Origin of the sequence: Blautia sp. Marseille-P3087, from assembly GCF_900120195.1 — a bacterium.
Classification (GTDB): Bacteria; Bacillota; Clostridia; order Lachnospirales; family Lachnospiraceae; genus Blautia_A.
The window spans coordinates 2,389,441-2,414,748 of record NZ_LT635539.1; the positions used below are offsets into that span (position 1 = coordinate 2,389,441).

General features: G+C 42.6%; 19 protein-coding genes and 1 pseudogene. 16 read left to right on the forward strand and 4 right to left on the reverse strand.

Annotated features, from left to right (window positions below; translation table 11 throughout):
• Positions 1–126 precede the first annotated feature (126 nt).
• From BQ7344_RS11355 to BQ7344_RS11430, 16 genes and pseudogenes are all read left to right on the forward strand, one after another.
• Positions 127–1,812: an IS1096 element passenger TnpR family protein gene (locus BQ7344_RS11355; RefSeq protein WP_235816104.1), complete on the forward strand. Its 1,686-nt coding sequence runs from the start codon at positions 127–129 to the stop codon at positions 1,810–1,812.
• Between the two features lie 45 nt (positions 1,813–1,857).
• Positions 1,858–2,586 carry a histidine phosphatase family protein gene (locus BQ7344_RS11360; protein WP_072522633.1) on the forward strand — a complete coding sequence of 243 codons (729 nt, stop codon included), beginning with the start codon at positions 1,858–1,860 and terminating at the stop codon, positions 2,584–2,586.
• Between the two features lie 116 nt (positions 2,587–2,702).
• Positions 2,703–7,961, forward strand: coding sequence for an Ig-like domain-containing protein (locus BQ7344_RS11365; RefSeq protein ID WP_072522634.1), 5,259 nt, complete (start codon positions 2,703–2,705; stop codon positions 7,959–7,961).
• A 197-nt stretch (positions 7,962–8,158) separates the two neighbouring features.
• Positions 8,159–9,085, forward strand: a complete 927-nt coding sequence (locus BQ7344_RS11370) for an alpha/beta hydrolase (RefSeq protein WP_072523423.1) — start codon at positions 8,159–8,161, stop codon at positions 9,083–9,085.
• A gap of 2 nt (positions 9,086–9,087) precedes the next feature.
• On the forward strand, positions 9,088–10,899 hold the full coding sequence (locus BQ7344_RS11375; protein WP_072522635.1) for a DUF6320 domain-containing protein: 1,812 nt from the start codon (positions 9,088–9,090) through the stop codon (positions 10,897–10,899).
• Between the two features lie 29 nt (positions 10,900–10,928).
• The gene (locus BQ7344_RS11380; RefSeq protein ID WP_072522636.1) at positions 10,929–11,099 is read left to right on the forward strand and encodes a chorismate--pyruvate lyase; all 171 of its coding nucleotides are present in this window, start codon (positions 10,929–10,931) and stop codon (positions 11,097–11,099) included.
• Positions 11,100–11,155: 56 nt separating this feature from the next.
• Entirely contained in the window at positions 11,156–12,181 is a 1,026-nt protein-coding gene (locus BQ7344_RS11385; RefSeq protein WP_072522637.1) for a transglutaminase domain-containing protein, read from the forward strand.
• A gap of 18 nt (positions 12,182–12,199) precedes the next feature.
• The gene (locus tag BQ7344_RS11390) at positions 12,200–12,442 is read left to right on the forward strand and encodes a hypothetical protein (protein ID WP_235816105.1); all 243 of its coding nucleotides are present in this window, start codon (positions 12,200–12,202) and stop codon (positions 12,440–12,442) included.
• A gap of 71 nt (positions 12,443–12,513) precedes the next feature.
• Complete coding sequence (locus BQ7344_RS11395; RefSeq protein ID WP_072522638.1) at positions 12,514–13,065, forward strand: phosphatase PAP2 family protein; 552 nt, start codon at positions 12,514–12,516, stop codon at positions 13,063–13,065.
• 4 nt (positions 13,066–13,069) lie between these two features.
• The gene (locus tag BQ7344_RS11400; protein ID WP_072522639.1) at positions 13,070–13,345 is read left to right on the forward strand and encodes an acylphosphatase; all 276 of its coding nucleotides are present in this window, start codon (positions 13,070–13,072) and stop codon (positions 13,343–13,345) included.
• A 14-nt stretch (positions 13,346–13,359) separates the two neighbouring features.
• Complete coding sequence (locus BQ7344_RS11405; protein ID WP_072522640.1) at positions 13,360–13,620, forward strand: hypothetical protein; 261 nt, start codon at positions 13,360–13,362, stop codon at positions 13,618–13,620.
• Positions 13,621–13,776: 156 nt separating this feature from the next.
• Positions 13,777–14,925 carry an ATP-binding protein gene (locus tag BQ7344_RS11410; protein WP_235816106.1) on the forward strand — a complete coding sequence of 383 codons (1,149 nt, stop codon included), beginning with the start codon at positions 13,777–13,779 and terminating at the stop codon, positions 14,923–14,925.
• A gap of 175 nt (positions 14,926–15,100) precedes the next feature.
• A pseudogene (locus BQ7344_RS16565) lies at positions 15,101–15,292 on the forward strand (EamA family transporter); the annotation flags it as partial.
• A gap of 197 nt (positions 15,293–15,489) precedes the next feature.
• On the forward strand, positions 15,490–16,314 hold the full coding sequence (larE, locus tag BQ7344_RS11420) for an ATP-dependent sacrificial sulfur transferase LarE (RefSeq protein ID WP_330392856.1): 825 nt from the start codon (positions 15,490–15,492) through the stop codon (positions 16,312–16,314).
• On the forward strand, positions 16,315–17,070 hold the full coding sequence (locus BQ7344_RS11425; RefSeq protein WP_072522642.1) for a tRNA threonylcarbamoyladenosine dehydratase: 756 nt from the start codon (positions 16,315–16,317) through the stop codon (positions 17,068–17,070).
• Between the two features lie 205 nt (positions 17,071–17,275).
• The gene (locus BQ7344_RS11430; RefSeq protein WP_072522643.1) at positions 17,276–18,634 is read left to right on the forward strand and encodes a hypothetical protein; all 1,359 of its coding nucleotides are present in this window, start codon (positions 17,276–17,278) and stop codon (positions 18,632–18,634) included.
• Positions 18,635–18,673: 39 nt separating this feature from the next.
• On the opposite strand, the gene pyk is transcribed toward BQ7344_RS11430, so the two are convergent.
• The 4 genes from pyk to BQ7344_RS11450 form a co-directional block, all read right to left on the reverse strand.
• The gene (gene pyk, locus BQ7344_RS11435) at positions 18,674–20,098 is read right to left on the reverse strand and encodes a pyruvate kinase (protein WP_072522644.1); all 1,425 of its coding nucleotides are present in this window, start codon (positions 20,096–20,098) and stop codon (positions 18,674–18,676) included.
• Positions 20,099–20,277: 179 nt separating this feature from the next.
• Positions 20,278–21,573: a chloride channel protein gene (locus BQ7344_RS11440; protein WP_072522645.1), complete on the reverse strand. Its 1,296-nt coding sequence runs from the start codon at positions 21,571–21,573 to the stop codon at positions 20,278–20,280.
• A 139-nt stretch (positions 21,574–21,712) separates the two neighbouring features.
• Positions 21,713–24,268, reverse strand: a complete 2,556-nt coding sequence (locus tag BQ7344_RS11445) for a heavy metal translocating P-type ATPase (protein WP_072522646.1) — start codon at positions 24,266–24,268, stop codon at positions 21,713–21,715.
• 173 nt (positions 24,269–24,441) lie between these two features.
• A complete protein-coding gene (locus BQ7344_RS11450; RefSeq protein WP_117942848.1) occupies positions 24,442–24,720 on the reverse strand; it encodes a metal-sensing transcriptional repressor in 279 nt (92 codons plus the stop codon).
• Positions 24,721–25,308 lie beyond the last annotated feature (588 nt).

Consider the following 25,308-nt stretch of genomic DNA (forward strand, 5'->3'; position numbering starts at 1 on the left):
TGGTCATGATCTGGTTGCAAATGTCAACATGTATGTGGTTTTGAAGATACGATAATGAAGCCGGAGCGGATAAAATCTGTTCCGGCTTTTATGTTTTATAAAGACAAGCATATAAAGGGTGAACACATGGAATTTTATCAGTTAAAAATCACAAGAAAAGGAACAAAACCTCCGATATGGAGACGCTGCCTGATACCGGCAGACATTAACTTTGAAAAATTGGCAGAAATGCTGCAGGACATTCTGGAATATCAGAGTACAGATCTGTATGAAATTGAATTTTTCCAGAAAAAAGTCAGAATTTCCAACCTGACTGCACAGGGAGCAGACACCGCAAAAGGAAACTATGAATATCTGGAAGCCAAAGATACAAAGACTTCAGAGTTTTTTGATACAGAAGCATGGTTTACCTTCCGCGTAAAAGAAGCGGATCTTCCGGAATACCGTGCAGATATTGAGAAAAAGGTTGAAGATGCAGAAATCAAAACAGCTGATGGTGTAAAGAAAGTTTCCACCCCGGTTATTTTGAAAGAGACAAAATCTTCGGACGATGATTTCTGGTCAAAAGAGTCAGAGGAAATCAATACACTTCTTAATAAAAAGTATGGTGTACTCGGACTTGCAGATGTGATCGCAAAGAAAATTACAGAGATGGAGCTGGAATCCGGAGCAGAGCAGCCGGAAGTTTCCTTTACAAGAAATCCGAAAGTAAAAGATTATCTGAATTCCTATAATAAAGAAGATCTGGTTGAAAGTGCAAAAGAACTGGAGATCCCGTATGAAGGACTTTCCAAAGAAGAGCTTGCAGAGCAGATTGCTGCGAAAGTGCTTGATCCGGAAGTGATGAAATCTATTTTTCTGCAGGCGGATGAATGGGAAATAGATGCTTTTGACCATGCATCTACAAGAAAATGTTTCCTTGCAACACATAAAGACTGGAAAGAACTGGAATGGTTCAGCAATAAGGGTTACATTGTAGCATACAGTGATAATCATGCAGAAGTTCCGCAGGAAGTTATTGCTGTTTATAATCAGATCAATACCCCGGAATTACAGGAAAAATGCCGTCAGCTTAGCTGGATGCGTTCCTGCCAGAGTATGATGGGACTGATTTATGCAATCGCACCACTCAAGATCGTATACCGCATGTACCGCAAACGCGATGGCTTCAGAGTGAACTATGAAAAGTTCATGGAAATTCTGAATGAGCTGTCTGAAAAAGATGATATATGCATCATAAAAGGTGATAAGATGATCTGGAAAGCGGTTCTTCAGGACAACCTTTATGAGAAGATCGAAGAGTTCCAGGGAGACAGAGACTTCTATATTCCGACAGTGGAAGAAATTCTGGACTATGCAAAACACGGATATCCTTCACAGGATGTTTCCTACAGAAAACTGGCTTCTTTCCTGAGAGATGAACTTCATATTTCAGAAGAAAAGATTGAAGAACTTCTTTACATTGTGTACAAAGAATTTTCCATGGATGGAATGCTTTCTGACATCATGGAAGAGTTCAAAAAACGTGATATTGTGTTTGATTCTGACCGTCAGATGGAGAGATTTGCTCCGATCATGATGGAAGTAAATAATAACACAAGAATGCTTGATTTCCGCGGATATACACCAAATGAGGTCAGCCGTGCCGAACAGGCTGCTGCCCCGGCCCCGGTTGCTCCGGCAATGCCGTCTTTCGTACCGATGGCAAATACTCCGGCAGTAAATATGAAGCCAAAGAAAAAAGTTTATCCAAATGATCCATGCCCGTGTGGAAGTGGAAAGAAATACAAGAAATGTTGCGGAAGAAACTGATATTTAATGAAAGCATAGGGTTTATACAGAAAGGTTGAAACAAAAATGAAATTATTGATTGTGCGTCATGGTGATCCTGATTATTCTATAGATTCACTGACTGAGAAAGGCTGGAGAGAGGCAGAGCTTTTATCCAAAAAACTTTCAAAACTTGACATCAAAGATTTTTATGTTTCGACTATGGGACGTGCGAAGGATACAGCTTCGTGCACATTGAAAAAAATGAACCGTACAGCAACAGAATGCGACTGGCTTCGTGAGTTTGATGTACTGATCCATCGACCGGATGTGCCTGACCGCAAAATCTGCGCATGGGACTGGCTGCCGCAGGACTGGACACAGGATGAGCGTTTTTATCAGTACGATCACTGGTTTGAGAATGAAGCCATGCAGGAAGCCAACATGAAATATTATTATGATCAGGTAACCGGTGAATTTGATAAAGTTCTTGCAGAGCATGGTTATGTCCGTGACGGACACTACTATAGAGTAGAAAAAGCTAATAATGATACGCTTGTCTTCTTCTGTCATTTCGGGCTGGGCTGTGTGCTTATAAGTCACCTGCTCAGTATGTCGCCGATGGTACTCTGGCATAATATGTGTGCAGCTCCGAGTTCTGTTACTACTCTGACAAGTGAAGAACGACGCAAAGGAATCGCAGGTTTCCGTATGAATTCCTATGGAGACATTTCCCATTTATATGCATATGATGAACCACCTGCATTTGCAGCACGTTTCTGCGAATGTTATGACAACGATGAACGACATGATTAAATAACAAAGACTATCCTTTTGGATAGTTCCATCTGTAATCCTCTTTTGATACAATTATTTTATGATAATTCGATTACATAAGATAAATTGTGCGAATCAAAGGAGGATTATTTTTTATGAAGAGAAAGACACTGGCTTTAATACTGGCAGCGGCTCTGACAGTAACTAGCGTGGAAGGAACGGCGGTTATGGCAAGCGCAGCCGAGTTCACATCGGAGGCTGTGGAAGAAACAGAGGCAGAATTGGAGACTGCGCCGGAAGATAGTGCTGATGTAGCAGTTTTGTCGGATCAGGGGGATTCATCTGAGTTGAATGAGATTGAAATTTCTGACAGTGAATCACAGGATAGCGATAGCGCAGAAGAGCAGATTGATGTATTCGAAGAGACGCAGGACGGTGCGGATGAAGAGGGAATAGAGATCACTGATGAAGAAGCGTTGACAGATGCAGACGCAGAGAATGAGGAAACGAATATTGAAGTTTTTTCTGACGGAGATGAAAGCACACCGACACTGACTGGTATGGAAGTAAAGGGAATAAGTGAGAATACCATGCGTGACGGTGTGGCAGGGATAGACTATTATGTTGCAGTTCAGATTACGTTAAAATTTGCTGATGATACGACTTCAGAGTTCATTTTTCCATTAGGTGAAACATCATATTGCGATGCTGAAAAGACAAAAGGATATACGATAAGGGCATCGCTGAGAAGAGGACCCGCAGGTGAAGATTTAATGGGACAGAAATTGCCGAAGGGCAATTACTATCTGTATTTTAAATGTGATGAAGATGAAACTATAAGCGCAGATATTCCTGCATATATACATAATCTTGAAGAAGTTGGAGTGTGCCAGAGTGAAATTACGACAGGAGAAACCCCAGTGATTTCGGTCAGAAATGCATACAGATATTATAAATTTGTGCCGCAAAGAGACGGTATTTACCAGGGCAGCACGAGTTCAGCCTATTGCATTCCATGGATTGAAGATAAATCTGCGGATGAAAGTACATCTTATAAAATCTATAAAAAACTTGAGGGCAGCAGGTGGGAGCTGAAAGCAAAGGAACCGGTTTATTTTCAGGTATATGGCGGAGATAAGGATGACTCTTCAAATGAAACGGCAACTATTACTTTAAGCGAAGTGCCACAGCTTGAAAGTATCAGCACCACACAGTCAGAAGTTACTTTGCTTGAGAATTACGAAACTTGGTATGGTGAAGCAATTTCGCGCCTTCTGCGCTTTAACTATACGAATCAGGAACCTAAGGATTTTGACGTAAAATTTGGTTATGCAACGTACAGAGATCCTGATGGAAATATAGTAATGTCAGATCTTGTTTATGCAGATGGTGAAAATAAGGGAAAGTCGTTTGACTGGAACAATGCATATGTGCCGAAAGGTTCTTATACGTACATTTTTACATTAGAAAAAGATGGTCAGGAACTTATGAAAGTGAAGGTTCCAATAAAAGTAGAATCTCTGGCAGACCGTTATGCTCAGCTGAATAGCATCAAAGAAGGAACACAGGAAATAGATATAACCAACAGACAGTTTTATAAATTTGAACCGGAAGTAACCGGAGACTATATGATCAGCGCAGAAACAGGGCTGTCGTATTTAGTAATAGAAGTGAAGGAAGACGGAACAACTGAGCGTCTGAATGAAATTAACGGAAGGGTTTTGTACAAACTTGAACAGGGTCATAAATATATCATTGATATTTATAATCATACGACAGATACCACCAGTACGAACCTGACTCTGAAACGACTGGCGAAAACGGAGTCTGTGGAAATTATATCTTATATGCCGCAGGAAATTAAGTGTATAGAGGGGCAGAAACCGGAATTCAATTTTATAAAAGTACGTATTAATACAGAAAAAGGATCTGAGGTTAGAAAACTGAATTACGGTGGTATTTTCGGAGTGGAAACAGATTCATATGGAAAGACTCTGAAATATTCCTTATATAAAAAAGAAAATGATCAGTATACGGAAGTATACGATCCGGAAGCAGGAGAATATGTATACAGAGTATTTTATGATGGCATAGAAGCGACGACTTCTATTCCGGTACATATTGCTTCTTTTGAAGAAGTGGCTCCGCAGGATAGCTTAGAAGAAGGCGAGAGCAAGACACTTTCAGCGAAAGACAATCAGATTTCTGCAAGGTATCTGGCTAATTTCACAGGCAGACACCGGTTTGAATTTAATAAGAAGGTAAATGTGTATTGTGTTGGGGATACAGGTACATCAAAGACCTATTCAAACGTTTCGGAATTTTGCGAAAAACTTGTAAGAGGAAACGCGTACTATCTGTACATTACATCAGACACAGGACTTGAAGATCTTCAGGTCAAAGTTACGGAATTGCAGAAACCGGTGAAGCTGGAAATACTTGCAGATAAGAACGAATACATTGCGGGCATAGATGATCTGTCGAATATCAATCTTCGAACCAGAGTTACATACAGTGATGGGTCTGGGCAGATAATAGGAATGAATGATCCGGTATACGGAGGTATGCTGTCATACAGAGCCAGTACAGAAGGTGGAAAAACAGCGGAATACTACAGTCTACTGACAGAAGGAGAATGGAACTGTGTACCGTATATTTACGGACAGGGGAATGAAATCTCACTGAGTGGAACTGAGATAATAGGTACAACAATTAAGGTAACGATGCCGAATGCAGAGAATCTTGAGGAGCTTGAAGAGGGGGCTTCAAAGACTGTCGAACCTGTAAAACGTAAATTTTATAAATTTATACCGAAAACAAGTGCCGGTTATGAAGTGAAGGTTTCTGACGGAGCGACTGTAAATGTGTATTCAGTTTATGATGGCAGCTTATCAAATCATGGAAGTATGCCGAATCTGACTACGGGTGTAACATATTTTGTCATGGTTTCCACACCGTATTCTGTAGATTTGCAGATCAAGAAAAGAGAGAATGCAGAAGATGATGGATATGTGATGGATGAAAAGTATGATCAGACATTTAACCTCAATGACATGCATAGGGAGGAACCGCTTTATTTTATATTTAAACCGACTGAAACAGGGTATTATAAGTTCTGGACAGAAGGTAATGTATATCCATATGTTGCACTTTATGAAGAAGATAAGAATATTGGAGATGTTTATCCTTATGCGGCAGATAATGTCGTCCTGACAGCAAAACTGGAAAAAGGAAAAACTTATGGATATTTAGTGATCTGGGATCCATATAAGGGGTCAAATCTTACCGTACATTTTGCAAAGACAGAACATCAGAGCATCAAGAGTCTGGAACTGGTTCTGAAAAAAGGTGCGACAGAGGATGCAATGACAGTTATGAACGGAGTACTGGATGTATATGATCTTCGGATTAATTATGCAGATCATTCCACTCTGGTTGAAGCTGCATCGGAATTCAGATCCTGGGGTTCATATGACTGTGAAGGAAGCGATGAATATGGCAATAAGTGGAAGATATTTGTAGATAACAGCGAAGCAGTGCTGGATGCAAAAGACACAAAGTACGAGATAAAACTGACATATTATGATCCTGAAAAGGAAAACACATATCAGAATACGGTTTGGATTCCGGTCAAAGGAATCGAGGGCATGAAGGCTATTGAAAATGGCACTTCTGTAAAACCATTCCAGAATAGTGGTGTAGATGCATATTTTACCTTTACACCATCTGAGTCAGGCGAATACATTATGCAGTTTGAGACAGAAGATGGAGAAGCGATACCATATGCTTATGCCTACAGTTATAATGTGCGATATAGTGACTTTCAGTCTATAGAAGTAAAGAGTGTACCTGCAGAGACACTTAACGAAAAAAGTGTAACTGCAATGCTTACCGGTGGTGAGACATATCTTGTCAGAGTCGGCAGAAGGAACATGGACTGTAACGGAAGCACCTCCTTCAAAATCGAAAAGGCAAAAACAGTAAAAAGTGTAGAATTCAAGAATAAACCGATTCAGAATACGGTGTATAACACAGATGGTAATATAGAGGCTTCTCTGGAAGGACTGATTCTGACAGTTTACTACAAAGACGGAACTGAGGAAGATGTTGCTTATGGCGAAAATGATGCAGCAGGATATGGTATAACCGTAGAGGATGGGTATTGGAAAGATGCAGATACCTACACAGTCACTGTATCACTTCGAAAGTATTATCTTCAGGTAGATTATAAGAGAGTAGATATTCCGGATGAGATACAGACAGTGAATACAGGTATCAGTACAAAGATTCCTGCATCTGATCAGGTGGTTGTTCCGGTAATGTTTACCCCGAAAAAAACAGGTTATTATTTTGTTGATGTGGAAAATGGTTCTGTAAGCAGTGTACAAAAACTGGCAGCACAGGAGTCAGCGCAGGCCCGGATGCGTGGAACAGGAACTTCTTCGAATGCCGGAGATACGCAGTATTTTGAAGTAGATACTAGTTATATGATCTACATTTATACAAATAAAAAAGAATCTACGGTGACCATCCGGGAAGGTGCATGCAAATGGGAAACAATTGCAGGAACCATTGTTAAAGCCTCCTGTACAACCGGTGCATCCTGCAAACAGGAATGCAAAGTTCATAACCATACACGTGTGGTTGAAGGTGATAAAGCAGCCGGTCACGGTTACAGTTCATGGAAAGTAACGAGGGAAGCTGACTGTACGAGAGCCGGTGAGAAACAGAGAAGATGTGTTTATTGTGGTCATGTAGAGAAGGTACAGACGGAACCGGCTAAAGGACATAAATATGGGTACTGGAAAACGACAAAAGAATCCACTGTCCTTAATACAGGACAGAAGGAACGTATCTGTCGCGTATGTAAAAAGAAAGAGAAAAAATCTATTGCGAAACTGAAGGCAACGATCAGTTTAAATGTATCAGGTACGATTCCGCTTAAGACGAGACAGACTTTCACAGCAAGAGTTACGATGGGAAAAGGCGACAGAGTTGTTTCCTGGAAGTCGAGCAATACAAGAGTCGTTTCTGTTGATAAAAACGGCAAAGTAAAAGGACTGAGAGCAGGTAAAACTGCGACGATCACTGTGCAGCTTCGGAGCGGTCTGAAAAAAAGTTTTAAGGTCAACGTTCAGAATGCAAATGTTGCGACAAGATCTCTGCAGGTGACAAATGCGTCTACCAGAAAGAGGGTTTCTTCACGGGTAAGTCTGAAACGCAGACAGACATTGAAACTTGCGGTGACACTCTCGCCAATTACAAGCAGAGAGAGAGTAGAGTATTTTTCTTCTGATAAGAGAATTGTAAGTGTATCTTCCAGAGGTGTGATCAGAGCAAACAGGACAGGCAGAGCAATCATTACTGTCAAATCCGGAAGAAAAATTTACAGGATCAGAATAACAGTTAAATAAAATGTGAGATATTTGATACAAAAAGTCATGCCGGGGGAAATCAATCCTCCGGCATTGCTTTTTGTACTTTCAAAACAAAGCATTTCGCGATACAATAGGAGCAGATGTAAAATATGAATTTGAGGATTAACAAATGAATGAAAAAATCCTGAAAGAGAACAAAAGTCAAAAGGAGAAAATATTTGATTTCAAAGACAATGCGCACGATCTTACACGCACTATCTTATGGAAATATTGAGGTGGAAGCATCCAGGCGGCTGGCAGATATCAAGAAGCTGGATGCAATGCGGATTTTTTTTAAGACATTAGATACAAAGGTTTATAATGGGAATCACGAGGTGCCGGTGCGGCTTTATTTTCCATCGGAGGAAGCCATGAGCGGCGATGTAGTAGAGGGAGAAAAATATCCGGTACTGCTGTTTTTTCATGGTGGCGGCTGGGTGACTGAAAGCATCGAAAATTATGACCGGGTATGCAGCCGGATGGCGCAGTCCACCGGACATATCGTGATGTCGGTGGAATACCGCCTGGCACCAGAATACCGTTTTCCGATTCCGTTTGAAGACTGTTATGAGGCGGCAAAAGCACTCTATACAGGGCGGTTGATATTACCTGCTGATCCGGATCGAATCACGATCATCGGGGACAGTGCGGGCGGAAATCTGGCAGCGGCGGTTTGCCTGAAAGCCCGTAATACAGGAGATTTTACACCGAAAAAACAGATTCTGATCTATCCGGCAGTAAACAACTGTTATACAGCAAAATCACCTTACAGATCAGTACAGGAAAACGGAGAAGACTATCTTCTCACGGCAGCCAAAATGGAAGATTATCTGACCCTGTATGAGAGTTGTGCAGAGGACAGAAATAATCCGTATTTCTCTCCGCTGATGGAAAAAGACTATACAAATTTACCTGACACACTGATTCTTACAGCGGAATTTGACCCTCTCCGTGATGAGGGCGAAGAATATGGAAAACGATTAAAAGAAGCCGGAAATTATGTGGAAATACACAGGGTTTCGGATGCGCTTCATGGCTATTTTGCACTTGGAATCAGATTTTTGCATGTACAGGAAAGTTTTGATATTATGAATCGTTTTTTAAGTAAAGGAAGCGAATAAACGTGGAAAAAGGATACTCAAAATGGAGAAAATTAGATAACGCAGCACTGGCTTTTCCACTTGTCACAGATAAAAATGACACCAGAGTTTTTCGGTTCTACTGTCAGTTAAAAGAGGCTGTCAACAGTGAAATTCTGCAGCGTGCACTGGATCAGACAATGGAGAAATATCCGTTGTTCCGTGCAGTTCTGCGAAAGGGACTGTTCTGGTTCTATCTGGAGCGAAGAGATATAGATGCATTTGTAAAAGAGGAAAAGAGGCCGCCGTGCAGCAGCCTTTATATACCGGATAAAAAGAGCCTTTTATTTCAGGTGAGTTATTACAAAAACCGTATTAATTTTGAGGTATATCATGCGTTGACAGACGGTACCGGAGCAATGAATTTTTTAAGTGAACTGGTACAGAATTATCTGATCCTGACGCATCCGGAGGCAAACTTACCACGTGTAGAACATGCAGAGGAACCGACACCGGGAGCGCAGGAAGAAGATAGTTTTTCACAGTATTATTCCTCAGATATTCCGAAAAACAAAGAAAAAAAACCGTCAGCTGTGAAGCTGAAAGGTGAAAAATTACTGCATGCAGATATGCAGATCACAGAGGTAGTTATTCCGGTAAAAGAGACATTGGCGAAGGCGCGTTCTTATAGTGTTTCGATTACGGTTCTGCTTACTGCAATGTTGCTTTGTTCGATACATGAGGAGATTCCGAAGAACCGGCAGAAGAAGCCAGTTGCATTGATGATACCGGTCAATCTGCGCAATTATTTTCCATCTCAGTCGATGGGGAATTTCTTCGGATGGATTGAAGTTGGATATACTTTTTCCGATGAGACAATCTTTCAGGATGTATTATATGACGTAAAAAAACAGTTCAAAGAGAAGCTTGTAAAAGATAAAATAGCGATGGATATGAACGGATATGTGCGTCTGGAAAAGAATCCGGTAATACGTGCGGTGCCGCTTGAAATTAAAAAATATTTTATGATGGCGGGGGCGAATCTTGGCAGCAGGAGTATTACAGCGGTATATTCGAATATCGGGATTCTGCGTTTCCCAGAAGCGTATAAAACCTACATTGAACGGTTTGGTATCTTTGCAAGTACCAATTCTTTGCAGCTTTGTTCCTGTTCATATGAAGATCAGATGGTGCTTGGATTTACATCCAAAATTCCAGATGACAGCATTCAGAAGAACTTTATGCGGATGCTTCGTGAGGAAGAAATTCCATATAAAGAAGAGAAAAATGACTTTCCCGGATGTGGGGAGCAGCAGAAAAAAGAAGAGAAGAAGGTTTTACAGACATTCAGTTTTCTGTGTCTTGCCGTAGCTGTGATCTGTGGGATGATCAACTATCTGATGCTGGAGACACTGAACTGGTTCTGGTTTGCTGCGGCTGGCTGTCTGTGTGCATGGCTTGTTGTCGGAGTGGCATATTTTAAACGCAGAAACATCCTCAAAAACCTGGCATGGCAGTTGTTGCTCATTACGATTTTGTGCGTATTATGGGATCATTTCATCGGATGGAAAGGCTGGTCCGTAGATTTTGCATTTCCGTTTGGGGCACTTGCGGTGCTTGGAAGTGTCCCTGTAATCGCAAAGGTCAGCCATCTGGAGAGGGAAGAATATTTGTATTATCTGCTTCAGGCGGCGATGATCGGATGCCTTCCGGCAGTTCTTATCTGGATCGGAATCATAAAATATACGATGCCTTCCGTACTTTGTACAGGCATCAGTTTTCTGGTTCTGGCGGGGATGTTTATCTTCCGAAAGAAAGATACATTAAGAGAATTTCGAAAAAAACTGAGAATGTAAAATGTGATTTACGAGAAAGGAAAATACCGATGTTAGAATGTGATTATGAAGTGAAACGGATTGATGGAGATTATGCACATCTGCAGAGAATCGACAGACCGGAGGAAGAACTGAAGCTGGTGGCGAGGGCACTGCTTCCGATGGAAATCTATGAGGGATGTATTCTGCATTATGAAATGATGCAGTATTCCATGAAATAGAGGAGCAGGAAGCGGAGTTGTCTGCAATGCTTTGAGAAAAACCTCGGGAGAAAGTTATGGAACAGTATTACTACAACCATATGAATAAACAGGAACAGGCTGCCTATCATGGAATCCTTCAGGGACTTTCCGGACTGGCGGATGAGTTTCAGATTCCGGCACTGGACGGAGAGACTTTGTATAATGTCTTTTTCCAGCTGCGTCTGGATCATCCGGAGATTTTCTGGGCAACGGGATATAAATACCGATATTACAAAGAATCACCGAATATTATTTTTGTTCCGGAATATCTGTTTGATAAAGGCAAAATAAAAGAGCATCAGAAAGCAATGAAATCCAGAGTTGAAAAGCTTGTGCGTCCGGCGAAGAACATGTCCGAATGGGAAAAAGAGAAATATGTACATGATTTTATCTGTCAGAATGTACACTATGACAAGCTCAAAAAGGCTTATTCTCATGAGATCATCGGCCCGCTCGGACAGGGCGTGGGTGTCTGCGAGGGCATTGCAAAGGCAGTAAAAGTCCTTCTGGATGAGCTGGGCGTCTGGTGCGTGATCGCAATATGTGGAAACAATCCGGAAAAAGGTATCAAATATCGTCATACCTGGAACATTGTTCGGATCGGAGGGACGTATTATCATCTGGATGCGACTTTTGATAATACACTCGGAAACAGTGATAAAGTCGAAGATATTCGTTATGATTATTTCAATCTTGATGACAAAAGTATCTTCCGGGATCATGAGCCACTGATCGCAGCAGCACCTCATTGTACAGATCACGACCACTTTTATTACAGAGAAAAGAAGCTGTCTTTTACAAAGACAGAAGATGTGTATAAACGTTCACTTCAGGCAGCAAAAAAGGGAAAAACGCTGACATTTCACTGGAGAGGCGGCTACCTGACAAGAGAAGTTCTGAATGAACTCCTCGGACTTATCCGTAAAGCCGGTGAAGAAAAAAACAAGACAGCAGCAGTCAATATCAACTGGCCGCAGGCTGTACTGCGTCTGCATTATACAGAAGCACAGATGCAGGAATGCATCACAATGGAAGATGCAAATGAAGGGGAAAAGGAATAACAGATACACGGCAGTACAATGGCAATAAAAGGGGAGACAGACATGCTTGAGACATTTAATGTTTTACGTATTGATGAGCCGGATTTCGGATGTGAGGGACGTCCGGACGGGATGGCAGTGAAGGACAATGTCCTTCTGAAAAGTAATTATACAGGTGAAGAAATGACAGTCAGAGAGAAGGATGCCCGGCTGTATGAGCTGGATATCAATGAAGGAGATCAGGTATTTCTGATTGATGGTGAGATGCGTAAGATCCGCTGAGATGATGTGCCCTGACTGAACGCGGCTTACGGAGCGCTGATAAAAATAGACTAGAAAGTGCAGGAAGATAGATGGAATTAAATATTCTTGACTGGTTCCAGACGTTACATACACCGATTCTGGATAAAATTATGACATCAATCACAAAGCTGGGGGATGCGGGGATTTTCTGGATTATCCTGACACTGCTTTTTCTTATCATACCAAAGATGAGAAAAACAGGAATCATTATGGCAGCAGCACTGATCATGGATCTGCTGATCTGCAATATAGCAGTAAAAAATCTGGCAGCAAGAACAAGACCATACGATGTAAACACCAGTGTGCAGCTGCTGGTGGCAAAGCTTCATGATTATTCATTCCCATCGGGACATACAGCCGCATCTTTTGCTTCGGTTACCGCGTTATATCTCGCAGGTGAAAAGAAGCTCTGGAAACCGGCACTGGTACTTGCCTGTCTGATCGCAGTATCGAGATTATATCTGTATGTCCATTATCCGACGGATGTTCTGGGTGGTATGGTTTTTGGAATCCTGGCAGGATATGTGGGCTACCGGCTGGTGAAATTTCTGGAAGCAAAGCTTTCCGGAAGGAAGAACGCAGGGAAACAGATACGGAGGTAACGACATGCACAGGATAAGACAATCCATTCAGTTTTATGGAAGAGTTCAGGGTGTGGGTTTCCGCTACAAGCTTGGTTATCTGGCAGACAAATACAGTGTGACCGGATGGGCGAGAAATGAATATGACGGATCTGTTTTGACGGAGCTGCAGGGACTGGAAGAAGATATTGACAAGATTGTACAGGCACTTTACAATGACCGTTATATAGAGATTGACGATATCCGAAGACGTGAGATTTCTGTGGATGAGGAAGAACGGAGATTCAGAGTTCGGTATTAAAGGAGGGCACACGAATGGACGAATTATATCAGGCAATAGAAGCGAAGATCAAAGCAGCGGGATATCCGAGAGAGATTTCCGGTCAGGCTGTGTACGAAGATATCTGTGACCAGATTGAGGGAAAAGAGAACGGCAGTTATGTGTTACTGTCCAAATTTGAGGATGATGTGATTTTTGAGTATCACATTACGATCATGGATCATGAATTTAATCTCGGGATTCTTACAATGAGACTTCCGGAAGGCATATATGCGGCAAACTTTGATGAAGACTGACAGAATGAGCGGGTGAAAACCTGCTCTTTTTGTATGATGGTTATGGTAAGTACTATAGCTACATGCAAACATTTCGCATTTTCGTGAAAAACTACAGAAAAACATTTTGCTATTTCGTGAAAAAACAGGGATGTGCAGAATCTTTTCATAGATGAGATGGACGATTTGGATAGCTTTTTCCGTAATTTATTTCTTTTGAAGGGACGGGAATTGAAGGGGAAAAAGTGTGTCCTGATTTTTGATGAAGTTCAGTTGTTTCCGCAGGCAAGACAGGCAATTAAATATCTGGTAGCAGATGGTCGGTATGATTATATTGAAACAGGATCATTGATTTCGATACGTAAAAATATTCAAAATATCCTTATTCCATCAGAAGAATATAGGATAAAAATGTATCCAATGGACTTTGAAGAATATCTGTGGGCACTGGGCGATACGGTCACATTTGAGGCGATTAAAAGTGCTTACGAAAAGCGAAAACCACTGGGTGATTCTATTCACCGAAAAATAATGAAAAAGTTCCGGACATATATGGTTATAGGAGGAATGCCGCAGGCTGTCAGTGCATTTGTTGAAGGAAAAACTTTTGCACAGATTGACTTTATAAAAAGAAATATACTGAGTCTTTATGAAGAGGATCTGGCAAAATATGATCGAGATAATCGGGAAAAAGCGTCGGTGGTTTTTCGAACGATTCCGGAACAGTTGGAGAATAAGAATTCACATTTCAAATTTTCTGTGATTGATAAAAATGCAAGATATCAAAACTACGTAGATGCGGTAAGCTTCATATCAGAGTCTATGATGGGGAATGAGTGTATTAATGTAACGAAACCGGAAGTGGCACTTGAATTGTTTGCAGATCGTAGCAATTTCAAACTGTATATGGGCGATACCGGACTTCTGGTAACACAGATTATGAAGAGTAGAGATGAGACAGATGAAGATTTGTATAAAGCACTGATTATAGATAATCTCAGCGTTAATCAGGGGATGATTATTGAAAATGTGGTTGCACAGATGCTCAGAGCATCTGGTCATGAATTGTATTTTCATGAGTATTTATATACTCCGGAAGATTCTGTCAGGGAAAAGAAATATGAAATAGATTTTATGACTGTTAAAAAGAAAAAAATCTGTCCGATTGAGGTAAAATCTTCCGGATACATGTCTCACAAATCTTTTGATTATCTGACGAAAAAATACCAGTTGAAGATGCAGGATCGTTATATTATTTATACGAAAGACTTAAAATATAAAGATGAGATTATGTATATACCTATTTATATGACAATGTTGATATAATAGAAGTTTTGTAACTATTCAGAAGGTGATTTGGAATGCATTTTGACTCGTAACTGTGAGGGTGCTGAACAGCACTTCAGAAGGGGGATATCAATAAAGTCGTCCTGATCGATAAGTCCAGTACGATTCTGACGATTTTACTTGCGCTGATTTTTCTTCATGAAGGATTATCATGGGCAAAGGCTGGATGTGTTATTACCGGGCTTTGCAGCAGGGACCGGCAAGTGTGGTCGTGCCAATCGATAAACTGAGCATTCTTGTGACGATTGCATTCTCATGGATCGTATTCCATGAAAAACTGACACGGAAATCAGCGGTGGGGGTTGTATTTATCACGGTGGGAATCGTATTGATGACAAAGCTATAAAGATTAGGAGTTAGAGATTATGGGACATTTTTATTTTATAAGACATGGACAGACTGTATGGAATGTAGAGAACAAAATCTGATTTTGAATAATCTACAAATTATGTGCACTGTGTTTAAAGGATTTACAGGTTGTACGTTTTACTGCAATATGCTATAATACACACTTGAATACTAGGTTAAAAGGAGCGCTTTATAGTGACTATTCATGATAAATATAGAGTACTACAGGAGAATCTTAAAGCACTGGGAAGTGCAGCAGTTGCGTTTTCAAGTGGAGTGGATTCTACATTTCTTCTGAAAGCAGCACAGGAAGCTCTTGGTGACAAAGTAATCGCGGTTACGGCAAGCTCCTGTTCTTTCCCGAAGAGAGAATTAGAAGAAGCAAAAGCATTCTGTGAAAAAAACGGAATCCGCCAGATCATTGTTGAATCCGAAGAACTGGATATCGACGGTTTTCGGCAGAATCCGAAGAACCGCTGTTATCTGTGTAAGCATGAACTGTTTGAGAAAATCTGGGAGATTGCGAAGGAAAACGGCATGAATGCTGTAGCCGAAGGATCCAATATGGATGACAACGGAGATTACCGTCCGGGTCTGATCGCAGTCAAAGAGCTCGGTGTCAGCAGTCCGCTTCGTCAGGCAGAGCTTTCCAAAGCTGAGATCCGCGAACTGTCCAAAGAAATGGGACTTCCGACCTGGGATAAACAGTCCTTTGCATGTCTTTCTTCACGTTTTGTATATGGAGAAACGATCAATGAGCAAAAGCTTGGAATGGTTGATAAAGCAGAGCAGCTGCTTCTTGACATGGGATTCCATCAGGTACGCGTCCGTATTCACGGAAATATCGCAAGAATCGAAGTTCTTCCGGGAGAGATCACAAAGATTGTTGAAGAAAAAAACAGAATGAAGATTGCATCGAAACTGAAAGAATATGGCTTTGATTATGTAACACTGGATCTTCTGGGTTACCGTACCGGAAGTATGAACGAAACACTTGAAGATAAGGAGATTAAGAAATAAATGTTGAATCAGTTTTCCAGAACACAGCTTTTATTTGGCAAAGAGGCGATGGAGAAACTGTCCGGCTCCCGTGTTGCCGTATTTGGAATCGGCGGAGTTGGTGGTTATACTGTCGAGGCACTTGTACGAAGCGGAGTCGGAGCAATTGACCTGATCGATGATGACAAAGTATGTCTGACAAATCTCAACAGACAGATCATTGCGACCAGAAGTACAATTGGCAAATACAAGGTAGACGTTATGAAAGAACGTATTCTGGACATCAACCCGAAGGTCGAGGTGAATGTTCATAAATGTTTCTATCTGCCGGAAACAAAGGATGAATTTGATTTTTCGCAGTATTCCTATGTAGTAGATGCGGTAGATACTGTGACTGCGAAGATTCAGCTTGTCATGGAGGCAAAAGAAGCCGGAGTTCCGATCATCAGCAGTATGGGTGCAGGAAACAAGCTGGATCCGACAGCTTTTGAAGTGGCTGACATTTATAAAACATCTGTCTGCCCGCTGGCGAAGGTCATGCGGCGTGAATTAAAGAAACGTGGAGTGAAAAAACTCAAAGTAGTTTATTCAAAAGAACAGCCGACCAGACCGATTGAAGATATGTCAATCAGCTGTCGTACTAACTGCATCTGTCCTCCGGGAGCTGCACATAAATGTACGGAGCGTCGTGATATCCCGGGATCCACTGCATTTGTGCCGTCCGTAGTTGGTCTTATTATAGCAGGAGAAGTCATCAAAGATCTTGCTGCAAAATAAATATGGCGGATGTCAGAACTAAATAAGGTCCCTGTTTCGGGCTGTTATCTTGCGATATATCGAATGAAATTGCGGATAATGGCCCGTTTTGGACTTGCTTTCTATAGCTAAAACGAATTAATGATAAGATGAAAGTATCGTTTTGACTCGTAACTGTGAGGGTACTGAACAGTTACCGTATTTCTATACAAAGGAGAAAATTCGTATGAGAAGAAATAAAAAGAGTAGAATTCTTGCAGTCTTACTTGCCGTGTCCCTGTCAGGAAGTTCTGCAGTTTACGCACAGGCAGAGGAAGTAAATAATCCGGATCCGGATATTGAGATATGTGGGGAAGAACATGAGATGAAAGAAGTGCAGGTAGTGGAACCTACCTGTACAGAAGCAGGATATGTACTCTGGAAATGTTCGAGCTGTGATTATGAGGAGAAACGTGATCTCAAAAAGGCACTTGGTCATGATCTTGAGGTGTTTTCTACAGAAGAGGCCACAGAAGATACTCCGGGAAAAGTTGTTTATAGATGTAAAAGAGAAAAGTGTGATTACACGGAGACTAATATCATTTCTGTAGCAGAACCAGGTACAGACGATAAAGAAAATGACAAAGACAATAAACCGGGAAACGGTGAAAAGTCAGATGTGCCAGCTGACCCGAACGAAAATGATAAGACTGATAACAATGGTGAGACAAAGCCGGATACCGGAAATGAATCCGGCGAAGATTCTGATAAGACAGAGGAACCCGCGGTTGACGAAGAAGAACTCCCGGATGTGGATGTGGATGAAGAATATGCGTCCTATGCTTCTTCTACATCTACAGAGGTTGTAGCAGAATATGATCCGACAACAGCTTCTCACACGATTAAAGTAGCAAAAGACGCGAAGCACCCGGAGGAAGTTGAGGAGATTGAGGGCAAAACTGTTGCAGATAATACAGCCAGAATCAGCAGAGATGAACAGGGAAACATTACGGATCTGGCGATATCTACAGAGATTGAAAAAATTAAAAATGGATTTTCACTTACCAGTGAAGCGAAAACGTTGAAATCTATTTCCATCATAAATGCGAAAGATCTGCCAAATGACTGGTTTACTTTAAATGCAGGCAAAACGGCAGGTGAACTTGGAATTCATGTAGAGTATACAAAAGATGAAATAGTTCTGACTCTGACGGAAAACAAGAAGATACTGAATATTGTAAACGTTACAGAGGATGAGACAACGATTACAATGAAGACTTCAACCGGCGGAAGCTTTGGGATTCGAAAAAATCTTCAGAAGTTTTCAACAAAACTTGAGGGCGTGGTAAAAGGCACAAAGAACCGGATCGTACTGAAAGGTACAGAAGGTGCGAAACCATCTGTGGAGCTGTCTTATGTGAAAGAGAAGAGAGAGGACGACACGGCAGTTAAAGAAACAGCAGAAAAAGATAATGAAACTGAAAATAAAGAAAACGATGAAGACTCTGCAAATGCAGAGGAAGAAAGAAATGAAGAACATTACTGGATCAGAGCCTATAACGACGAGGTGGAGGATCCAATTGTGATCACTGTTTATAAGAAATAAAAATTAACGGGGCATATCAAAACGATATGCCCCGTGATTTTAGTATTCGCCTACAACTGTAGCTTTAAGCAGGTTGGTGTTTCCGGAACGTCCAAGCGGAACTCCGACAGTCAGAACAACGACATCGCCTTTTTTTACATAGCCGTTTTCTTCGGCGGCTTCTGTAGCGTGAAGGAGAAGGATCTCCATGCTGTATTCTTCTTTTGTCAGGATCGGAGCAACACCCCATACCATGTTTAACTGACGCCATGTACGTTCATCCGGAGTACATGCGATGATCTGGCATCCTGGACGATATTTGGAAACCATGCGTGCAGTGTTTCCGGAACGGGTAACTGCGATGATGGCTTTTGCATTCAGGTCGATGGCTGTCATGCAGGTAGCATGAGAAATCGCAGTTGTTACGTTGGTAGTGTCATCTTTTGTACGAACACTGAACTGTTGGTTGTATTCAACATCAGCTTCTGTACGGCGGGCAATCTTGACCATCGTCTTGAGTGCTTCAATCGGATATTTACCGGCAGCAGTTTCACCGGAAAGCATGATCGCACTCGTTCCCTGATAGATGGCATTGGCAACGTCTGTAGTCTCTGCACGTGTCGGACGCGGATTCTTGATCATGGAATCCAGCATCTGAGTTGCTGTGATAACCTGTTTGCCGGCACTGTATACTTGGGAAATGATATCTTTCTGAATAACCGGAACGTCTTCAAGCGGAATTTCAACACCCATATCACCACGGGCGATCATGATACCGTCTGCGGCTTCAATGATGCTGTCGATGTTGTCAACACCCTGCTGGTTCTCGATCTTTGCGATGATCTTGATGTCGTGGCCGCCGTTTTTCTCGAGGATATCGCGGATCTCTTTGACATCGGCTGCTGTTCTGGTGAAGGAAGCAGCGATGAAATCATAGCCTTCTTTGATACCGAAAAGGATATCGTCATGATCCTTTGGGCTGATAAATGGCATATTTACTTCGACGCCAGGAAGGTTTACACCTTTTTTGTTGCTGAGGACACCGCCGTTTATAACGGTACAGACAATGTCATGACCTTTGATCTTTTTGACTTCAAGTCCGATCAGACCATCATCGATCAGAATGCTGTTGCCAGGTTTGACATCTTTATATAAATCCTTGTAGGTAACAGAAACGATTTTTTCATTTCCTTCGATCTCATCTGCAGTCAGAGTAAATTCCTGACCTTCCTTCAGAGTGATCTTTCCATCTGCAAATTCGCAGATACGAATTTCAGGACCTTTTGTATCGAGAAGCGCTGCAACTGGTTTGTTAAGACGTGTGCGGATTTCTTTTAATTTATCAATACGGCCTTTCTGTTCATCGTGTAAACCATGAGAGAAGTTAAAACGTGCTACATTCATTCCTTCTTTAATTAATTCTTCCAGAACACCGTCTTTGTCAGTAGACGGACCAAGGGTACAGATAATTTTTGTTTTGCGCATTCAAATTCCTCCTACTTTTCCTAAAAAATACACCTTTATTCTAACATATAATTTTCATTGTACAAGTTAAGTTTTTGATAAAATACACGTTAAATTTATAACATAATATCAAAGATTGTGGGAGCAGTTTAATACAAAACAATCTTTGATATCTAAAACACAACAATCGCCATACCAGTTTAAAATCTGGTATGACGATTGATGTATTTTGCCTTATATTTAGAATATACGATCGTCTGATCTTTATACAGTCCGTAATAACCGGAAACGGCATAGCTGATGGAAACTGCGATCAGATAATAGGAAACACCACGGAATCCGAAGAGCTCAAATGCGATCAGGATCGAGGTGATCGGGCAGTTGGTAACACCGCAGAAAAGTGCTGCCATTCCGGCGGCTGCGCAGATAGACGGGGAAAGTCCTATCAGATGCCCCATGAGACATCCGAAAGTTGCGCCGATGCAGAACGACGGAACAATCTCACCACCGCGGAATCCGGCACGCATGGTCAGCGCGGTCAGAAGAATTTTCCAGAAGAAATCCAGTGGACGCGTCTGTCCCTCTTCAATGGCAAGCTCGATCAGATTGTTGCCTGCGCCCATGTAATCAGTAGTTCGTAAAAGCAAAGTGATCGCAATGATGATCGCACTGGCAGCAACAATACGAATATAGGGATTTTTGAAATATTTTGTGTAAAGTTTGCTGATTCCCTGCAATGTCATGCAGAAAATGATACTAATCGCGGCACATGCGACAGCGACGAGAACCATTTTCAGACCGGTTTCCACAGTAAGAGCCGGAATATCTACAACGTGAAAAGATTCTGGATGGATTCCGAAGTTGGCAGCAAATTCCGAAGCAATAATAGAAGATATCACGCATGGAACCAGTGCTGCATAGTACATGATACCGACGCTGACTACTTCCATGGAAAAAACAGCCGCAGCCATCGGAGTACCGAAAACAGCGGAGAAAGCCGCACTCATTCCACACATGACCATGACGTGACGGTCTTCTTCGTCGAGACGGAACCAGCTTCCGAGCTGATTACCGATGCTTCCGCCAAGCTGGATCGCTGCACCTTCACGTCCGGCAGAACCACCGGCAAAGTGTGTCAGGATCGTGGAAATGAAAATCAGCGGAGCAGAACGGAAGGGAACGTCATCCTGTGAGCGGATGGTGGAAAGTACCTGATTGGTGCCGCCATCGTCCTGTCCGAGTTTCTGATAGAGAAAGACGATGACAAGGCCGGTAGCGGGCAGCAGAAAGAACACCCAGAAGTGTTCTGTGCGGTAAGTTGTAACAAATTTCAGTGCCCGTGCAAAAAGACTGCTGATGAAACCGACCATCAGCCCGGTCAGGACTGCGAGAAGCAGCCACTTGATCAGATTTGTCATGTCATACTGGATGTGCCCGGCATAATAGTGCAGATCGTGAGTTTTTTCCGGATTTTTATTATCCTGTGTGTTGTTCATAAGCTCCCCCAAAAGTTAAATAGTGTTTTGCATATTCCCGAAGTATTTCTGTTTATATCAGGACATGCAACAAACGGTTCCGGGAAATATTCTGCGGAACCGTCTGATGCTTGTACCTATAAGTCGGTATGGTTTGGTATTACTCCTGAGTAATTCCTGTAACCTCATATCCTGCTTCTTTGATCGTAGCGCGGATCTTGTCTTCGTCAACTCTTTCCGGTGCTGTGAAAACAGTTGTGTTGCTTTCATGGGAAGATACGACATCTTCTGCGCCGAAAGCTTTTTTGATTGCTTCATTTACATGTGCTTCGCAGTGTCCGCACATCATTCCTTCTACATTAACTGTAACTTTTACCATAGTTTTTTGCTCCTTTTCTTTTATATTATAATCATTTTTTACTTCAATGGAAGTAGCTTGTTTTATTTTTTTGTCTTTTCCTGCATCGTGAATTTTAAACAGGTTCAGACGAAGGGCATTTGTAACGACGCAGAAGCTGGAGAGGCTCATTGCTGCAGCGCCAAACATCGGGTTGAGTGTCCAGCCGAAAATCGGGATCCAGACACCGGCAGCGAGCGGAATACCGATGACATTGTAGAAAAATGCCCAGAAAAGATTTTCGTGGATATTTTTCAGGGTAGCACGGCTGAGACGGATCGCAGCAGGAACATCACTCAGGCGGCTCTTCATCAGGACAACATCGGCAGCGTCGATTGCAATATCTGTTCCGGCACCGATCGCGATTCCGATATTAGCTCGTGTAAGAGCCGGAGCATCGTTGATACCGTCACCGACCATGGCAACTTTGCCCTGCTCCTTCAGGGAACGGATCACGCTTTCTTTGCCATCAGGGAGAACTCCTGCAATGACATCGTCTACGCCTGCCTGAGCACCGATTGCTCTTGCGGTACGTTCGTTGTCACCGGTCAGCATAACTACGCGGATGCCCATGTTCTGAAGTTCTGTGATTGCCTGTGGGCTGTCCTCTTTGATAACATCAGCGACTGCAATAATTCCGACCAGTTTGCTGTTTCGTGCAAAAAGGAGGGGAGTTTTTCCCTGCTCGGCAAGTTTCTCTGCTTTCCGGGAGAGAGAAGCAGGAACGTGTACTCTGCTGCTGATGAATTTCATACTTCCGCCGATCAGGGTTTCATTATTCAATACCGCGGAAAGACCATTTCCCGGAAGTGCATGGAAATCGGAAACTTCCGGTGCAGTAAGGTGCAGGTTTTCGGCATGCTCTAAAATTGCTTTTGCAAGCGGATGCTCACTCTTTTTCTCAAGGGCAAATGCCATTGTAAGAAGCTCTGTTTCAGAAATTCCGTCAGCCGGGAGAAGGTCTGTTACCTCTGGCTGTCCGCTTGTGATGGTACCCGTTTTGTCGAGTGCTACGATCTGGACTTTGCCTGCTTCTTCGAGAGAAACCGCTGTTTTGAAAAGGATGCCGTTCTTTGCGCCCATACCATTGCCGACCATAATTGCTACAGGAGTGGCAAGTCCAAGTGCACATGGACAACTGATGACAAGAACAGAAATTCCACGTGCAAGTGAGTAGCCAAATTCATGTCCGGTCAGAAGCCAGATAATGGTTGTAATGACTGCAATTGTGATGACTGCCGGGACAAAAATACCGGAAACACGGTCTGCAATCTTTGCAATCGGAGCTTTGGTGGCGGCGGCATCACTGACCATTTTGATGATCTGGGAGAGTGTGGTGTCTTCGCCTACACGGGTTGCCTCGCACTTGATAAATCCGGACTGGTTGACGGTTGCTGCGGAAACAAGATCACCGGCAGCTTTGTCAACAGGGATGCTTTCGCCGGTCAGTGCAGATTCGTTGATGGCGCTGGTACCTTCGATGATCACACCGTCGACCGGAATGTTTTCTCCGGGCCGTACGATGAAAATATCGCCTTTTTTTACCTGTTCGATTGGAACGGTGGCTTCCTGGCCATTACGGAGAATGACAGCTGTTTTCGGTGCAAGTTTCATAAGACTCTTTAATGCATCGGTTGTTTTGCCTTTAGAGCGTGCTTCGAGCATTTTTCCGACGGTGATCAGAGTCAGAATCATGGCAGCGGATTCAAAATAAAATTCCATCATGTAGTTCATGACTGCGGCGGAATCACCGTCAACCTGTGCTCTTGTCATGGCGAAGAGTGCATAAACACTCCATACAAAAGATGCCATGGAACCAAGTGCGACAAGGGTGTCCATGTTCGGAGAACGGTGCCACAGACTCTTAAAGCCGCTGATAAAGAATTTCTGGTTGATGACCATGATGATTCCGGCAAGCAGAAGCTGTACAAGCCCCATGGCAATATGGTTGTCGTTGAACCATGCAGGAAGCGGCCAGCCCCACATCATGTGTCCCATGGAGAAATACATGAGGACGAGGAGAAAACCTGTCGAGGCGATCAGTCGGCGTTTGAGAACCGGTGTCTCGTGGTCTTCGAGTGCTTCTTCAGCCTCGGACATGGAAACCTGTTCTTTGGCAGCGCTTTTGAGTGAGGCTCCATAGCCTGCCTGTTGTACGGCAGTGATGATATCGTGGGAAGAGGCAGTTCCCTCAACTCCCATAGAATTTGTCAGAAGGCTGACGGAACAGGATGTGACTCCCGGAACTTTTGATACAGCCTTTTCTACACGGGATGAGCAGGCAGCGCAGCTCATGCCGGTGACGTTATATTGTTCCATTGCGGTACCTCCTTATGAAATACTGAGAGAATCTCCTTTAAAGTGGTATGCAGCCTTGTGTGCTGCAAAGATCATGGCAATAATGACGATCAGTAAAATAATAATGTCATCTGGTTTCATGGTTATTTTTCCTCTGAAAATTCTTCAGTTTTATGTTTATCCAGTTGTTACAGTTACTTCATCAGTTTCTGAAGAGTTGCGACAAGCTCGTCAATTGTCTCGTCTTTGCCCGCGCGGATATCGCGTGCAACGCAGGTTCGGATATGATTCGCGAGAAGTTCTTTATTGAATGAGTTAACTGCGGCATTTACAGCGGCAGACTGGATAAGGATGTCGTTGCAGTAAGCATCGTTTTCCAACATTCCTATGATTCCCCGTATCTGTCCCTCAATACGTTTCAGACGGTTGACAAGTTTCCTGCGATCAGCTTCTGAACGGTCTGTGTGCTTCATACTGCAGCAGGAACAGACCGGTGATTTATCGGATGTGGTATCACATGGCATTGCGTTTGCGGAAATATCGGCAGTTGTCTGATCTTTATTACAATTACAATCGGACATAGGTAAGACTCCTTTCTGAATGTGAGTGTATCATTCGGATAAATACCCTATAGGGGTATGATGATTCTGGTGATAATATATACCCCATAAGGGTATTTGTCAAGAGGGAATATAGAAAAAGTGAGAGGTGGGTGACTTGTGGAAGAGAAGGACTTGAGGAAGTCATCAAAAAGTGAGCGGTGTAATGACTTGCAGAGGAGAAAGTCATATAGAAGTCCACGAAATGTAGGTAAATCGGGTACCCAGCGGGAGAGAAAGTCATGAGGAAGTCATCGGAATGAGAAAAATCGGGTACCCTGTGGGAGAGAAAGTCATGAGGAAGTCATCGGAATGAGAAAAATCGGGTACCCTGTGGGAGAGAAAGTCATGAGGGGGTCCACGAAATGTAGGTAAACTGGGTACCCTGTGGGAGAGAAAGTCATGAGAAAGTCAATGAAACAGTGAAAAATGGTGGACTCTGATAGGGGAATGTTCAAATGG

Bases quoted from the DNA above. Each gene is read 5' to 3' on its own strand.
- BQ7344_RS11355 (WP_235816104.1), top strand. From the start codon at position 127: ATGGAATTTTATCAGTTAAAAATCACAAGAAAAGGAACAAAACCTCCG.
- BQ7344_RS11360 (WP_072522633.1), top strand. From the start codon at position 1,858: ATGAAATTATTGATTGTGCGTCATGGTGATCCTGATTATTCTATAGAT.
- BQ7344_RS11365 (WP_072522634.1), top strand. From the start codon at position 2,703: ATGAAGAGAAAGACACTGGCTTTAATACTGGCAGCGGCTCTGACAGTA.
- BQ7344_RS11370 (WP_072523423.1), top strand. From the start codon at position 8,159: ATGCGCACGATCTTACACGCACTATCTTATGGAAATATTGAGGTGGAA.
- BQ7344_RS11380 (WP_072522636.1), top strand. From the start codon at position 10,929: ATGTTAGAATGTGATTATGAAGTGAAACGGATTGATGGAGATTATGCA.
- BQ7344_RS11385 (WP_072522637.1), top strand. From the start codon at position 11,156: ATGGAACAGTATTACTACAACCATATGAATAAACAGGAACAGGCTGCC.
- BQ7344_RS11390 (WP_235816105.1), top strand. From the start codon at position 12,200: ATGGCAATAAAAGGGGAGACAGACATGCTTGAGACATTTAATGTTTTA.
- BQ7344_RS11395 (WP_072522638.1), top strand. From the start codon at position 12,514: ATGGAATTAAATATTCTTGACTGGTTCCAGACGTTACATACACCGATT.
- BQ7344_RS11400 (WP_072522639.1), top strand. From the start codon at position 13,070: ATGCACAGGATAAGACAATCCATTCAGTTTTATGGAAGAGTTCAGGGT.
- BQ7344_RS11405 (WP_072522640.1), top strand. From the start codon at position 13,360: ATGGACGAATTATATCAGGCAATAGAAGCGAAGATCAAAGCAGCGGGA.
- BQ7344_RS11410 (WP_235816106.1), top strand. From the start codon at position 13,777: ATGGACGATTTGGATAGCTTTTTCCGTAATTTATTTCTTTTGAAGGGA.
- BQ7344_RS11425 (WP_072522642.1), top strand. From the start codon at position 16,315: ATGTTGAATCAGTTTTCCAGAACACAGCTTTTATTTGGCAAAGAGGCG.
- BQ7344_RS11430 (WP_072522643.1), top strand. From the start codon at position 17,276: ATGAGAAGAAATAAAAAGAGTAGAATTCTTGCAGTCTTACTTGCCGTG.
- pyk (WP_072522644.1), bottom strand. From the start codon at position 20,098: ATGCGCAAAACAAAAATTATCTGTACCCTTGGTCCGTCTACTGACAAA.
- BQ7344_RS11440 (WP_072522645.1), bottom strand. From the start codon at position 21,573: ATGAACAACACACAGGATAATAAAAATCCGGAAAAAACTCACGATCTG.
- BQ7344_RS11445 (WP_072522646.1), bottom strand. From the start codon at position 24,268: ATGGAACAATATAACGTCACCGGCATGAGCTGCGCTGCCTGCTCATCC.
- BQ7344_RS11450 (WP_117942848.1), bottom strand. From the start codon at position 24,720: ATGAAGCACACAGACCGTTCAGAAGCTGATCGCAGGAAACTTGTCAAC.